13 protein-coding genes are annotated in these 12,810 nt (G+C 63.3%); 7 read left to right on the top strand and 6 right to left on the bottom strand.

Going from position 1 to position 12,810, the window contains the following annotated elements; genetic code table 11:
- The first annotated feature begins 236 nt into the window (after positions 1-236).
- The gene (locus tag H0241_RS25400) at positions 237-911 is read left to right on the top strand and encodes a methyltransferase domain-containing protein (protein WP_407941775.1); all 675 of its coding nucleotides are present in this window, start codon (positions 237-239) and stop codon (positions 909-911) included.
- Between the two features lie 39 nt (positions 912-950).
- On the opposite strand, the gene H0241_RS25395 is transcribed toward H0241_RS25400, so the two are convergent.
- Genes H0241_RS25395 through H0241_RS25385 form a run of 3 tightly spaced genes read right to left on the bottom strand, consistent with a single transcriptional unit; the run spans position 951 to position 4,559 of the window.
- Entirely contained in the window at positions 951-2,102 is a 1,152-nt protein-coding gene (locus H0241_RS25395) for a glycosyltransferase family protein (RefSeq protein WP_181060584.1), read from the bottom strand.
- Positions 2,099-3,343: a glycosyltransferase family 4 protein gene (locus H0241_RS25390; protein ID WP_181060583.1), complete on the bottom strand. Its 1,245-nt coding sequence runs from the start codon at positions 3,341-3,343 to the stop codon at positions 2,099-2,101. Before H0241_RS25390 ends, H0241_RS25395 begins: the two co-directional genes overlap by 4 nt.
- A 1-nt stretch (position 3,344) precedes the next feature.
- Positions 3,345-4,559: a glycosyltransferase family protein gene (locus tag H0241_RS25385; protein ID WP_181060582.1), complete on the bottom strand. Its 1,215-nt coding sequence runs from the start codon at positions 4,557-4,559 to the stop codon at positions 3,345-3,347.
- Between the two features lie 799 nt (positions 4,560-5,358).
- Between H0241_RS25385 and H0241_RS25380 the strand changes: the two genes are divergently transcribed.
- The gene (locus H0241_RS25380) at positions 5,359-6,654 is read left to right on the top strand and encodes a M15 family metallopeptidase (RefSeq protein ID WP_181060581.1); all 1,296 of its coding nucleotides are present in this window, start codon (positions 5,359-5,361) and stop codon (positions 6,652-6,654) included.
- 85 nt (positions 6,655-6,739) lie between these two features.
- Positions 6,740-6,937, top strand: coding sequence for a hypothetical protein (locus H0241_RS25375; RefSeq protein ID WP_181060580.1), 198 nt, complete (start codon positions 6,740-6,742; stop codon positions 6,935-6,937).
- A 15-nt stretch (positions 6,938-6,952) separates the two neighbouring features.
- Here the strand turns inward: H0241_RS25375 and H0241_RS25370 are convergent, their stop codons facing one another.
- Positions 6,953-7,393, bottom strand: coding sequence for an Lrp/AsnC family transcriptional regulator (locus H0241_RS25370; protein ID WP_181060579.1), 441 nt, complete (start codon positions 7,391-7,393; stop codon positions 6,953-6,955).
- Between the two features lie 146 nt (positions 7,394-7,539).
- Here H0241_RS25370 and rocF point away from each other — a divergent pair, with 146 nt between their 5' ends.
- Together rocF and H0241_RS25360 are read left to right on the top strand one after the other, a co-directional pair.
- On the top strand, positions 7,540-8,475 hold the full coding sequence (gene rocF / locus H0241_RS25365; protein ID WP_181060578.1) for an arginase: 936 nt from the start codon (positions 7,540-7,542) through the stop codon (positions 8,473-8,475).
- Positions 8,472-9,530, top strand: coding sequence for an ornithine cyclodeaminase (locus H0241_RS25360; protein ID WP_181060577.1), 1,059 nt, complete (start codon positions 8,472-8,474; stop codon positions 9,528-9,530). Before rocF ends, H0241_RS25360 begins: the two co-directional genes overlap by 4 nt.
- Before the next feature lie 257 nt (positions 9,531-9,787).
- Here H0241_RS25360 and H0241_RS25355 read toward each other — a convergent pair whose 3' ends face one another.
- Positions 9,788-10,789: a LacI family DNA-binding transcriptional regulator gene (locus tag H0241_RS25355; RefSeq protein WP_181060576.1), complete on the bottom strand. Its 1,002-nt coding sequence runs from the start codon at positions 10,787-10,789 to the stop codon at positions 9,788-9,790.
- A 383-nt stretch (positions 10,790-11,172) separates the two neighbouring features.
- On the opposite strand from H0241_RS25355, the gene H0241_RS25350 reads away from it, so the two are divergent.
- Positions 11,173-11,928 (top strand): COG4280 domain-containing protein, encoded by a 756-nt coding sequence (locus H0241_RS25350; protein ID WP_181060575.1) that lies wholly within the window; start codon positions 11,173-11,175, stop codon positions 11,926-11,928.
- Positions 11,925-12,146, top strand: a complete 222-nt coding sequence (locus H0241_RS25345) for a hypothetical protein (RefSeq protein ID WP_181060574.1) — start codon at positions 11,925-11,927, stop codon at positions 12,144-12,146. The genes H0241_RS25350 and H0241_RS25345 overlap by 4 nt, the downstream gene beginning before the upstream one ends.
- Here H0241_RS25345 and H0241_RS25340 read toward each other — a convergent pair.
- Positions 12,133-12,765, bottom strand: a complete 633-nt coding sequence (locus H0241_RS25340; RefSeq protein WP_181060573.1) for a methyltransferase family protein — start codon at positions 12,763-12,765, stop codon at positions 12,133-12,135. The genes H0241_RS25345 and H0241_RS25340 overlap by 14 nt on opposite strands.
- Positions 12,766-12,810 lie beyond the last annotated feature (45 nt).

The raw sequence follows: 12,810 nt of genomic DNA, 5'->3' as shown, positions 1-12,810 counted from the left end.
AGGATGCAGGATGCAAAAGCACCTGCCGGCGAAGAGCGTATCGGCAATGTCTTCGTCGCCAACGACAAACTCGAAGCCACAATGCATGCAGGACGCCGACGGTCCGGACAGATGCAACCGGTTCTCTCCGGGCAATGGCGAAGCGGCTAGCAGCATAATCATGTCCGCGGATCAAACAGCCTTGCAGGGGGCAAGATTGCGTTGTGTCGCCCGAAATCCCACCCTACAAGACGAATATGATGGATGTCACGCAACCACGCAATGCCGGCTTGGACGGGCACGAGCAAGCCCTGGACCTAACACGGGGAATTGCCACCTACGTCAACCATCCTCTCGTGGCCGGGCTGGCGCGCGTCATCGCCAAGCATCCGACGGCCGATATCGCCAACGCCTTCAACCACAAGCAGGTCGCCTGCAAGATGTGGGCGCTCGACAAGCTGTTTGAAAGCCGCGGCGGCCGCTTCGGTCGCATATGGGTTCTGGGTGGATGGTACGGCGTATTGCCGGCAATGCTTTTCAACGACGCGCGCTTCGACATCGCTGCGATCGACAGCATCGACATCGATCCCGAAGTCGGGCCGGTCGCCCGGACCCTCAACCGGGAAGCCGGCGACCGCTTCCGGGCGCTGACGGACGATATGTATGCACTCGACTATGCGGCCGGGCGGCCCGACCTGGTCGTCAACACGAGTTGCGAACACATAGCCGATCTCAGCGCCTGGCTTGCCCTGCTTCCGCGAGGCACGAATGTGCTGCTGCAATCGAACGATTATTTCAGCGAGCCGACGCACATCAACTGCGTGGCTTCACTTGCAGCCTTCGAAGCCATGGCGGCGCTACGGGAGATCAGGTTCTCCGGCGAACTGCCGACAAAAAAATACACACGCTTCATGCTGATTGGAACTGTTTGAAAGCGCGTTGCGCGAACCGAACCCAGACGCGACCCCACATCAGGATGTCGGGGACCAGGTTCGACACCGCTCGCGCAGGATTTGCGCTGAGCGACGCGCGCCTTCCATATCGAGACGATGCGCGGCTGGCGCCGGCCCCGCAAGCGCCTGTTCGATCGCTTGCGCCAGACCTTCAGGCGTCAGGTCCTTTTCCGTCAGCACCGCAGCAAGACCGAGTTCTTCGAGCATCAGGGCGCGAACCGTCTGTTCGGTTTCCCCGCCGGCTGCAAAGGGAACGAGCAGCGAGCGGCACCCCGCGCGCAGGACATCGCAGACCGTGTTGTAACCCGCCTGCGAGACTGACAGCCGGGCGCCGGTCAGCAGGCTGGCGAAATCCTCGCGGAACCGGAAGATGGACAGGCCCGGCACGGCATCGCCTGAGATCGCGTCAAACTCGTCCTTCGGCAGGTTTGGGCCGGTGATCAAACACCATTTCCAGGCGTTGTCGGCATTCCGCGCCGCTGCGACAGTGGATCTGACAAGGCTCTTTCCGGCGGCCCCGCCGCCAACCGAGACCAGAACGTCGAAACGCTCGGAGGCCGTGGGCGCCGGCGGCGCGGCAACGAGCCCGGTGTAGGCGATCTCGGCTTTGATCGCCCCGGCCAGTGGAAATGTCTTGTCGATGGTTGCGAAAGCCGGATCGCCATGGACCATGACAAGGTCGAAATGCCGGTTGATGAGATCGACCGTTTCCTCGTTTCGGCCCGGCTTGACGCGCTCCTGAAGGATATCGCGCACGGACGTCGCCAGCAGCGGTCTCGGCGACGTCGCATCGATGGCCTCGATCAGCGGCAAGAGTTCGAAACGCATCTGCCGGCGCCCAAAGGGAAACGCTTCGATAATGACGATGTCAGGCCTGCAATCCCGAAATGCCTGCAGCAGCATCTCGGAGCGCGATTTCTTGAAATCATCGTCGATGGGTTTGCCCTGCAGGTCGACAAGTCCGGAAAATCCTTCGTCACCGGAGGTCACAGGCGGCAGGGTTACGGATTTCACGCCCGGTCCCGGAAAGCCCGCGATCGGCGCTCCGCCGGTCACGACGGTTACGTCAAACCCGTCATCGGCCATAGCCGCCGCAATGCGGCTGGCGCGCGCGAGATGGCCGATGCCGAGCAGGTGCTGGACATAGAACAAAGCGCGCAGCCGCCTCATTCGGCGGCCCGCCACTCCCGCTCGAACAGGTCCTTGAGCTGTCCGATGCTTGCCATATGATCGAAATTGCCGCGCACGCGCCGCTCCGCGGCGTCGCCGAGGCGGGCGCGCAGCACGGGATCACGGATCAGGCGCTCCAGCGCCTGTGCCAGGGCAGTCGGGCTTTCCGTCGGCACCAGCAACCCTGTTTCATCCGACGATAAAAGCTCCGGCACGCCGGAAATATCGGTCGACACGCAGGCAAGCCGCTGGCTGGCCGCCTCCACCAGAACATTTGGCAGACCGTCCCGATCGCCATCCGCGGTGATTCTGCAGGCCAGGGCGAAGATGTCGGCGCTGCGATAGTGCTCAAGCACCTCTTTCTGCGCCAGCGCGCCTTTCCAGGAGACGCGACCCTCCAGTCCGAGCTTTCGCGCCAGCGCCTTGAGCCGTTCCAGTTCCTCACCGCCGCCGATATGCTCGAACCGCCACGCCAGATCACCAGGCAAGAGGGCGAGGGCCTCCAGCAACGTGTCATAACCTTTCTTTGCAACGGCGCGCCCGACACTCAGAATGGTGACCGGTTCGCCCTGCGCCGAGCCGTCATGCTGCTTTCGCGCCGCGCCGAAACTGCCGAAGCGATCAAGGTCGAGCCCATGATAGCTCAGATGCACGGACGAGTTGCCGTTGGCGAGTTTTTTCAGACGGTCGAAGCCGGTCTGCGTGCAGGTGACCGTCCAGCGTGCCGAGGAAAGCTTGCCGGCCAGATCCCAATCCGCCGAAGTCCAGATGTCCTTGGCATGGGCCGAGCAGCTCCAGGGCTGGCCACGAAGCTGGCTGGCATAGCGCGTCACCGATGCCGGCGTATGCACGAAATGGGCATGCAGCCAGCCCGCGTCTTGCGGCCATTCGGCCGCCAGCACCAGCGCTTGCCCGAAGCGGCGCACGCGATTGCGCGTAAAGTCGCGTCGGATATCGGCAGCCAGCGATCCGAGCGCGCGCCAGAAGCCCAGCCGCGGCAGACAAGCAAACAGCGAGCGAAGCACGCGCCACGGCTCCCTATGCAGATATTCCGGCAGATAATGGACGGGCGCCTTGATCTCGTCGTGCACGGGGTGACGCTTTGCGTCGGTCGGCCGCCTGAGCGCGAAGAGTATCAGGTCGAAGCCCGCACGCTCCAGGCCGAGCAATTCCTGCGCGATGAAGGTTTCCGACAGCCGCGGATAGCCCTTCAGAACCACGACGATCTTGCGGTTTTGCAACTCAGTTCGTGCCTTCAATGACCGAAAGGTAATGGCCGGCCCGACGGTCGAGCAGTTCAGCGACGATTTCGGAAATATGAGGCAGCCCTTCCAGCGTCAGATGCGCATTGCTCTGCGATGGGCGGGGCCGGTTCGGCAACATCTGTAGTGCATCGGCAAACCGCTGGGAATCCTCGGCTTCTTCCGGCAAGAGCATGTCGATGAGGCCGAGTTCGGCTGCGCGCCTTGCTCGAATGAGTTGTTCCTCGCGCGGCGTGATGCGCGGCACGATCAGCGCCGGCTTGTCGAAAGACAATATCTCGCAATAGGTGTTGTAACCGCCCATCGCCACCACCGCCTTGGCACCGGCAATCAGCTCTTCCATGCGGTTGTCGAACTCGATGATCTTCACATAGGGGATCTTGGCCCCCTTCCTGACCAGCTTGTTGCGCTTGCGCGCCGGCATGTAAGGCCCAAGCACGATCAGCGCCCTGTGTTGCAATCGCGGATCCTGCTGATAGGCCTCGATGACGTTGTGGATCAGGTCGGCGCCGTCACCGCCGCCACCGGTGGTTACCAGAATATAGTCGCCCTCAGGCCGGTGGCCGGGCAACTGGTTCTGCTGCAGGCTCCGTTGCAGGAAACCGACGAACTTCATCTTTGCCCTGACCGCCGGCGGCACATCCAGGCCGGTCAACGGATCGTAGAAATCCGGAGGGCCATAGACCCAGACCTTGTCGTAGAACAGGCCGATCTTGCGCATCACATCCTTGCGTGCCCACTCAGCTTCGAGCAGATGTGGCGCATCCATCACCTCGCGCAGGCCAAGAACGAGCGTGGTGCCCCGCGTCTTGAGGTAGGACAGCGTGTCCTCGATCTCACCGCGCAGGCCGAGCGGTTCCTTGTCGACGATGAAGATATCCGGCCGGAAGCTCTCGGCCGTGTGGCGGATGATCGATTGCCGCATCCTCAGCGTCTCATGCAGGTCGATATCCTTTTCCAACGAGGTGTATTCGCCGTTGCGCAGCTTGATGACGCTGGGGATCTTCACGAAGTCGACGCGGGCGCGGTAGTCGAAGGCGCCGGCGATCGTCGCACCCGAAATGATAAGCACCTGAAGTCCGCGGAAATCCCCGACCAGCGAATGCGCAATCGTTCGGCAGCGCTGCAAATGGCCGAGCCCGAACGTGTCGTGGCTGTACATGAGAATTCGAGCGTCTTTTGCGTGCTGTGTCATTATGAACGTCTTTTAGAATTCTCGCCGGACCGTGGGCAACCCCGCAGCTTCGAAATCATCCGCGGGTCTACCGACCTGTTTTGAGACATAAGGGCGTGAGGTACGCAACGGCATTCTTCGCCCGGACACGAATGCCAGGGGCCGCTGTTTGTGACGCGATGCCTTGTCTTCGCCGACGGCATACGCCTCGAGCACAAATCTCTGTCATGAGGCTTGACCCCGTGGAATTACATGCCCTGCGGCCTGAGGCAGGCAGAGCGCACATTGCGAAAAGTTAAGGGCGACCAAGGAGAAACGAGGCTGCCGCACATTGTGAGGAGAACCCGCACCTTGGGAAAATGCTTCAAAATCCATCGGAACGCAACGACCGCCAGAGGCCGCTCGTTGCGGCCTTTTATCCTGCCATCACCCTCGGCCGGTAGCAAGCCTCCGTTACGTGGAGGATTTCCGGATAGCGCCCGCCGCACCTGGGCCAAGGAAAACAGTTGGGCGCGGATGATCTGCCCAATCGGTCAACGCTGATTTCGGTGACGCGGATCGCCACAAGGTGCAACCGCTCGCAGCCCAAGTTGTTCGTGACTTTGACGCTTGCGGAGAGCAAACTATAGTTCTGAGACAAAAGCATCACTTCGCCGTTGAAAGAAAAACGGGATGCGGTAGTATCGCGTCAGATGTTTGCGACTGCTTGACCGGGGGGTGCAGTGGATTCGTCTTTTTTCAAGCGCTGGCCGGCAAGATGGGAGGCACGCGATTCTGCGGTCTTTCTGACCGAGTCGCGCTATATCCTGGAGGATTTGCGATGACAGCCGATGCCAATGTTGACCAGATTGTCAAGAACGGGGTCGAGGCGATCGTTGCGGCGATCACGTCGCGGGTGGGGGATCGCGAGGCGCTGATCTGGCTGTGGCCGCAGCTCGAAAAGCAGCTGATAGCCTATGACGGCCATCTCCAGACGACATTGTTTCCGGGGTTCGAGGCAGCAGCCGTAACGGCCTTGCCGCAGGCCCTTGATCCGCCGGAACTCGCCGCCACGCTGCGGCTGGCGCTGCTGACAGCGCTGGACCGGATCAGCCCGGCTCTCGAGGCAGCGCCGGCTTCCGCCGCCAGCGCGGCGGCCATATTAGCGGAATGGAACAAGCTTTCGGCCTTCGTCAGAAACAACATCAACGGCGGCTTCGCCGGTTTCCAGAACATCCGCAGCCGGCTCTATGCCCAGTTCGGCGCGCCCAGCAATCCGGCCAAGGCAATCGACCGCGTCAACGCCTATTACAGCCAGCTCTCGGGCGCCGGCTTCCCCAAGGCGAGCTTCAAGTCGCCGGTGCATCCCGTGCTCAAAGCGAGGCTGGCGAACACGGTGGCGCTGCTGACCGCCAAGGGCGCTGCGGCTGCACTGACCAGGATCAAGAGTGTCGGCGGTTTCAACATCAGGCCCAATGTCAATTCGCCCACGCGGCTCAGCAATCATTCCTTCGGCTGGGCGGTGGACATCGATCCGGCGATCAACCCCAATGTCGAGAAGGACAATCTGCCGCTGGCCATCATCGAAGCCTTCACCGGCGTCGACCTCTACGGCGCCGAGAGCGTCAAGCTGCGCGCAGGGGGCCTATACGACAGCTTGCTGCCGGCAGCCATTGTGCTGTCGAAGGCCAATACTGCTTTCGTCGCGGCGTTTGCCAATGCCGCCGGCCTCAAAGACGGCATGGGCAACGCCACAAAGCGGCTTAGCGGCGTGACACTGCCGGCGGCCAAGCTCACCACCGCGCATCAGCTGGCAACCGCAGTGCCCGCCAAGCTGACCGATCTTGGCACGCTGCTGCAAGGCGCCGGCGCCACACCGGCCAAGGCCAAGTCGACCGCGCGGCTGCTGGCCGATGCCGCCGACCTGTTCCGCAGGGCCGCCAAGGTGACCACACCCAAGATCATCGGCACCGACGCCTCGGTGACGCGCTTCGGCTTCTTCAATCTGGCGCCGGAAGCCGCCGCCGGGCTTGCCGCCAGCGATGGCGGCGGCCTGCGCTGGCTGGGCGCGGCCACGAAAACCAAAGATTACATGCATTTCGAGCTTGCGGAGACCGATCAGCCGAAGCTGTTCTGACCGTACGCTTCGTCTGCGGTTTCTCGATATTTCGGAACGATCCGACCGTCTCAAGAATTGAAGTGCGCTGACAAGAGGAGCGCCAATGAGATTCGCAGCCATGCAAGATCCATGTGACCAATGGATTGTCTACGATTTGATTTCAGCTCTTCCGGCCGAGCTAGGAGGCCGACTGCTGATGGGGCTGACGCGCAGCGAAGCTGAGGAGATTGCCGAACAGGCCAATACAGGCTTCATCAGGCAGCCGACCCGTCCGCCTGTTCCGCACCCTGGCTTTGCGTAAACACGCCAGCCTGATCTAGGCCAACCTCGCCCTGGTCGTCCTCGGCGTCGCCAGCAGCAGGCTGGTTTCGCTGCCCGTTATGCCGGGGATCAGCCGTATCCGCCGCAGCACCGCGTCGAAATCGGTGAGCGAAGCCGTGCCGAGTTCGACCACCAGGTCCCAGCGGCCATTGGTGGTGTGAATGGTCGAGACCTCGGCGAGGCCGCCGAGCGCCCGCACCACACGGTCGGCGGCATGGCCTTCGATCTCGATCATCATCACACCGCGTATCCGCTGGTCGACGGCGTCGGCGCGCAGCACCACGGTGTAGCCGATGATCTCGCCCGACTTTTCCAGCCGCCCCATGCGCGCCCTGACCGTGGCGCGCGACACCCCGAGATCGACCGCGAGATCGGAGATGCTGCGCCGGGCGTCGTGCCGCAGCAACGTAACCAGCCTTTCGTCGAGCGCATCCATGATTGCTATCCACTTTGATCAAGATGACTTATCGGAATGATAAATCATTCTTTTCGAAATGCCAATTTCGCCTGTTCAAACTGCCGGGCCGGGATGGTTCATTCCAGCCATCAATCGCCCAATCAATTGCAAGGACAAAAAGAATCATGCGCTGCAGGATCGTTGGCGCGCCGGTGCAGGACGGCGCGGGCAGGATGGGATGCGAGATGGGGCCGAGCGCTTTGCGCACGGCAGGGCTTGTCTCGGTTCTCTCCGAACTCGGCCATGAGGTCGAGGACTGGGGCGCGGTGCAACCGGCTGCGGCGCGCGCTATCGCGCACGGCAACCTTGCGCTGAAGGCGCTGCCGGAGATTTCCGCCTGGACGGCGGCGATCGCCGAAACCGCATACGAAGCCTCCGAGGACGCGATGCCGATCTTCCTTGGCGGCGACCACGCGATATCAGCCGGCACGGTGTCGGGCATAGCCCGCCGGGCGGCCGAGCGCGGCCGGCCGCTCTTCGTGCTGTGGCTCGACGCGCATCCCGATTTCCACACGCTCGACACTACCGTCAGCGGCAATCTGCACGGCGTGCCGCTCGCCTATGCCAGCGGGCGGCCAGGCTTCAACGGCTATTTCCCGGACCTGCCCGTCGCCGTCGATCCTGCCCGCATCTGCGTCATGGGCCTGCGCAGCGTCGATCCGGCCGAGCGCCGGGCGCTGAGCGAAGCCGGCGTGACCGTGCACGACATGCGCACCATTGACGAGCACGGCGTCGCGCCCTTGCTGCGCGCCTTCCTGGCCCTCGTCGAAAAGGCCAACGGCCTGCTGCATGTCAGTCTCGACGTCGACTTCCTCGATCCTTCCATCGCGCCGGCCGTCGGCACCACCGTGCCCGGCGGCGCCACTTTCCGCGAGGCGCATCTGGTGATGGAGATGCTGTCCGACAGCGGCCTGGTCTCCAGCCTCGACCTGGTCGAGCTCAACCCGTTCCTCGACGAACGCGGCCGCACCGCCACCCTGATGGTCGACCTTGCCGCCAGCCTGATGGGCCGCCGCATCATGGACCGCCCGACCCGCAGCCATTCCGGAAGCATTGCATGACCCAGCCATCGCGCCTTGCCATCGTTCCCTTCGTCAGCGTCGACCGCATGATGAAGCTGGTGCTGACCATCGGCGTCGAGCGGTTCCTGACCGAACTCGCCGCCTATATCGAGGAGGATTTCCGCCGCTGGGAGCTGTTCGACAAGACGCCGCGCATCGCCTCGCACAGCCATGACGGCGTCATCGAGCTGATGCCGACCAGCGACGGCAAGATGTACGGCTTCAAATATGTCAACGGCCATCCCAAGAACATGCGCGAGGGCCGCCAGACCGTCACTGCCTTCGGCGTGCTCGCCGATGTCGGCTCCGGCTATCCGATGCTGCTGACCGAAATGACCATCCTGACGGCTTTGCGCACCGCGGCCACCTCGGCTGTCGCTGCCAAATATCTGGCGCCCAGGGGTTCGCGCTCGATGGCCATCATCGGCAACGGCGCCCAGTCCGAATTCCAGGCCGTCGCCTTCAAGGCGCTGCTCGGCGTCGACCGGCTGCGGCTCTACGACATCGACCGCTCCGCTTCGGAAAAATGCGCCCGCAACCTTGCCGGCAAGGGCTTTGACATCACCATCTGTTCGACCGGTCAGGATGCTGTCGAAGGCGTCGACATCATCACCACGGTGACCGCCGACAAGCAGTGCGCCACCATCCTCACCGACAACATGGTCGGCTCCGGCGTGCACATCAACGCGGTCGGCGGCGACTGCCCCGGCAAGACCGAGCTGCACCGTGACATCCTGCTGCGCTCCGACATCTTCGTCGAATTCCCACCGCAGACACGCATCGAGGGCGAGATCCAGCAGCTCGACGCCGACCATCCGGTGACCGAGCTGTGGCAGGTGATGACCGGCCAGGCGGAAGGCCGCAAGACGGCGGAACAGATCACGCTGTTCGATTCCGTCGGTTTCGCCACCGAGGATTTTTCCGCGCTCCGCTATGTCCGCGACCAGCTCCAGGCCACCGGCCTCTATGAAGAGCTCGACCTGCTTGCCGATCCCGACGAGCCGCGCGATCTCTTCGGCATGCTGCTCAGGGCAGCGCTGCAGCCGGCAGCGTGAAGAAATTTGCTCGAGTAGTCAAAGCCGATCGAAACTCTGCTTGCCATGGCAGCGCTGCCCCCCATTGCCCTGCCGGGCATTTCTCCCCGTATAGTGACGGGGAGAAAGTGGCTGACCTCACCTTCGGCACTATGTCTTGCAACGCCGCCGATTGGCGAACCATCGATGCGAGCGCCCCTCTCCCCGTCACTATACGGGGAGAGGATGCCGGCAGGCAGGTGAGGGGCAGCGCAGACGCCTAGACTAGAAGGCTGGCTCTACTGCCGAAGCGGCGCGCAGCTCTCCCGTTCGACCAGCACGGGGGTAAGCACTTCGCGGCGCGAATGCGCCGCCGGCTCGGCAACCCGCGCGAGCAGCAGGCTGACGGCGCGGGTGCCGATCTTCTCGACCGGCTGTGCGATGGTCGTCAGCGGCGGCCAGGTGGTGACGGCATAGGGGATGTCGTCGAAGCCGATCATCGACATGTCGTCGGGCACCCGCAATCCGCGCCCGCGCAGCACCGTCAGCGCGCCCATGGCCATCAGGTCGTTGCAGGCAAACAGCGCCGTGATGCCGGGCGCCTGCGCCATCAGGCGTTCCATCGCCGTACGGCCGCCGGCGAAGTGATAGTCGGAATCGACTACGGCATTCGCCGGCAGATCGAGCCCGGCTTCCTGCAGCGCCCTGGCGAAGCCGCGCAGACGGGCTGGGCTGGAACTCGAATCGCGCGGGCCGCCGATGACGCCGATCTTTTCGTGGCCGAGCCCGACCAGATAGCGGCCGGCGAGATAGCCGCCATGATCGTGATCGACCAGCACGGAATCGACATTGACCGAATGGATCTCACGGTCGAGCAGCACCGCCGGCACGCCGGGCAGAACGTTGGCGAACACCCGCGCATGGTCGGACGAGCCGGCGAAGATCAGCCCGTCGATCTGCTTGGCCATCAGCACCTGGAGATAGCGCTCCTCCTTCTCGGCACTGCCGTCGGAGTTGCACAGGATCACCGTATAGCCGGCGAGGAAGCCGGCATCCTCGATCTGGCGCGCCACGCTGGCGAAGAACGGGTTGGAATTGTCGGGCAGAAGCAGGCCGATGGTCTTGGTCTCGCCACGCCTCAGGCTGCGCGCCAGCGTGTTCGGGCTGTAGCGCAGAGCGGCGATGGCCGAATGCACGCGCTCGGCCGTCTCCGGCTCGACATGGCGCGTGCGGTTCATCACATGCGAGACGGTTGCGACCGACACTCCGGCATGGCGCGCGACATCGGCAATCGTCGTCATCGGTTATCCCTCTAGCGGATCACCCCGCAAAAGCCGCTCCCTGTAGGCGTCTAGGATGACGGCAAGCACAATGACAAGTCCTATCACGATCGGCTTGTTATCTTGCTCATGATTTCCTCCTCTGTGATCCACCCGTAATCGGTTGCGTAACCGATTACGCCACAGGTTAGTGCGCAGCTTTGCCAGGTGTCAACATCGGCCCGCCGGCAACGTCGAGGCCGTTGCTGGCGCATTGCGGCCGAGCTCGGTCGCAGCGCGTCCGTCTCGACGGGCCGGAAGCGCCGCCGGCCTGCTCATCGCTCGCTTTCTCGCTACAATCGAAGCGCTGTATCGTTCAATGCCTGGTGATTCCCGACTTGATGATTCCCGGACCCGATAGCCTCATGCACGATCTGACGCCCATACTTTCCACTGTGACCGCCTCGTTCCTCGCCTCCTTTGTCGAAGTGGTCGAGGCCTTCACCATCGTGCTGGCGGTCGGCGTCACCCGCAGCTGGCGGCCGGCGCTGACGGGCGCCGCACTGGCGCTGGCGCTGCTGGCGGCTTTGGTGCTGGCCTTCGGACCGCTGCTGGCGCTTGTTCCCATCACCGTGCTGCAGTTCATCGTCGGCGTGCTGCTGATCCTGTTTGGCATGCGCTGGCTGAGAAAAGCAATTTTGCGCAGTGTCGGCGTCATCGCCCTGCATGACGAGGAGGCGGCCTTCTCCAAGGAGACCGCGGCCTTGCAGCAACAGGCCGATGACCGCCGCGCCGATTACCTGGCCGGGCTGGCGTCTTTCAAGGCGGTGCTGCTCGAAGGTGTCGAGGTGGTGTTCATAGTCATTGCCGTCGGTGCCGCACACGCGCAGACCTTTTATGCCAGCCTTGGCGCGCTGGCGGCCTTTATCCTGGTAACGATCATCGGCCTTGCGGTGCACCGGCCGCTGGCGCGGGTGCCGGAGAATGCACTCAAATTCGCCGTCGGCCTGATGTTGACCAGCTTCGGCATTTTCTGGACCGGCGAAGGCCTTGGCGCCGACTGGCCGGGCGCCGATCTGGCGCTACTGGCCATCTTCGCCATCATCGCCGTCGCGTCCTTCGCCATCGTGCGCTGGTTGCGCGACAGCCACCCCAAGGCCGCACAAGGAGCTGCCCGATGACTATCGTCCGCCTCATCCTGAAGGAACTCGTCGGCATGTTCATCGACGACGGCAGTTTGGCGACGCTGGCGCTGCTGTTGATCGTGGCGATCACCGCGGCGGTGAAGCTGCTGGCGCTGCCGCCGCTCGCCGGCGGCGTCCTGCTTCTGCTCGGCTGCCTCGCCATCCTGCTCTACAGCGTGCGCCGCGCGGCACGGCGCTCGGTCAGTAGAGGGTGAAAAACACCGGCAGCACGCCGCTGCTCCTCAACTGCTCGATCGTCTCGATGATCGGGAACAGCGCCAGGAAATAGAGCCCGTCCACGAATGTCCGCCGCAACGTTCTTGTCGAGAATTGGCGTTCAGCCTGGTCGTGAAACAGCATCGGGTTCGGCCAGAAAGCCGGCGTGCGCTCGGCATAGGCGCTGTAGGCGGGGCCGAACTTTCCAAACAGGAACTCGGCTTCCTTGCGCGCCGTCACCCGAAACACAAGGTAGCTCGCCAGAGCCAGGGCCGCCGCCACCAGCAATGATCCATACATCAACCCGGCGCCCGCGGCGCCGACCGTGGAAAAGAAATAGAGCGGATTCCGGGTCATCGAGAACGGGCCGATGGTGACCAGTTCGGCGTTCTTCCTGCCGCCGACATAGAGAATGCTCCACAGCCGGCCAAGGAAGCAGACCAGCACGAAGCCGATGCCCAGCGCTTCGATGTATTCGTGCCCGTCCGACCCTTCGACGAGAAAGGGCTTGGTGAACAGCAGCGGCACAATGGCGAGGACTGCGGCAACCTGAACCACAATCAGCCGCTTGTGCTGGTCGAACACCTTCGCCGCCGGCTTTGGGGGAGAGTAGCTCATCATAGATCCTGCTCTCCGGCAGGGCCTATCGCGCCGGTGTCTCGC

Origin of the sequence: Mesorhizobium neociceri, from assembly GCF_013520985.1 — a bacterium.
In the GTDB taxonomy this organism is placed as follows: domain Bacteria; phylum Pseudomonadota; class Alphaproteobacteria; order Rhizobiales; family Rhizobiaceae; genus Mesorhizobium; species Mesorhizobium neociceri.
This window is presented reverse-complemented; position numbering and strand designations above follow the sequence as displayed.

Excerpts from the sequence above, each read along its gene's own strand:
- H0241_RS25395 (WP_181060584.1), bottom strand. The coding sequence starts at position 2,102 with ATGAGGCGGCTGCGCGCTTTGTTCTATGTCCAGCACCTGCTCGGCATC.
- H0241_RS25370 (WP_181060579.1), bottom strand. The coding sequence starts at position 7,393 with ATGGATGCGCTCGACGAAAGGCTGGTTACGTTGCTGCGGCACGACGCC.
- H0241_RS25345 (WP_181060574.1), top strand. The coding sequence starts at position 11,925 with ATGACTATCGTCCGCCTCATCCTGAAGGAACTCGTCGGCATGTTCATC.
- H0241_RS25340 (WP_181060573.1), bottom strand. The coding sequence starts at position 12,765 with ATGAGCTACTCTCCCCCAAAGCCGGCGGCGAAGGTGTTCGACCAGCAC.
- rocF (WP_181060578.1), top strand. The coding sequence starts at position 7,540 with ATGCGCTGCAGGATCGTTGGCGCGCCGGTGCAGGACGGCGCGGGCAGG.
- H0241_RS25385 (WP_181060582.1), bottom strand. The coding sequence starts at position 4,559 with ATGACACAGCACGCAAAAGACGCTCGAATTCTCATGTACAGCCACGAC.
- H0241_RS25350 (WP_181060575.1), top strand. The coding sequence starts at position 11,173 with ATGCACGATCTGACGCCCATACTTTCCACTGTGACCGCCTCGTTCCTC.
- H0241_RS25380 (WP_181060581.1), top strand. The coding sequence starts at position 5,359 with ATGACAGCCGATGCCAATGTTGACCAGATTGTCAAGAACGGGGTCGAG.
- H0241_RS25400 (WP_407941775.1), top strand. The coding sequence starts at position 237 with ATGATGGATGTCACGCAACCACGCAATGCCGGCTTGGACGGGCACGAG.
- H0241_RS25355 (WP_181060576.1), bottom strand. The coding sequence starts at position 10,789 with ATGACGACGATTGCCGATGTCGCGCGCCATGCCGGAGTGTCGGTCGCA.
- H0241_RS25360 (WP_181060577.1), top strand. The coding sequence starts at position 8,472 with ATGACCCAGCCATCGCGCCTTGCCATCGTTCCCTTCGTCAGCGTCGAC.
- H0241_RS25375 (WP_181060580.1), top strand. The coding sequence starts at position 6,740 with ATGAGATTCGCAGCCATGCAAGATCCATGTGACCAATGGATTGTCTAC.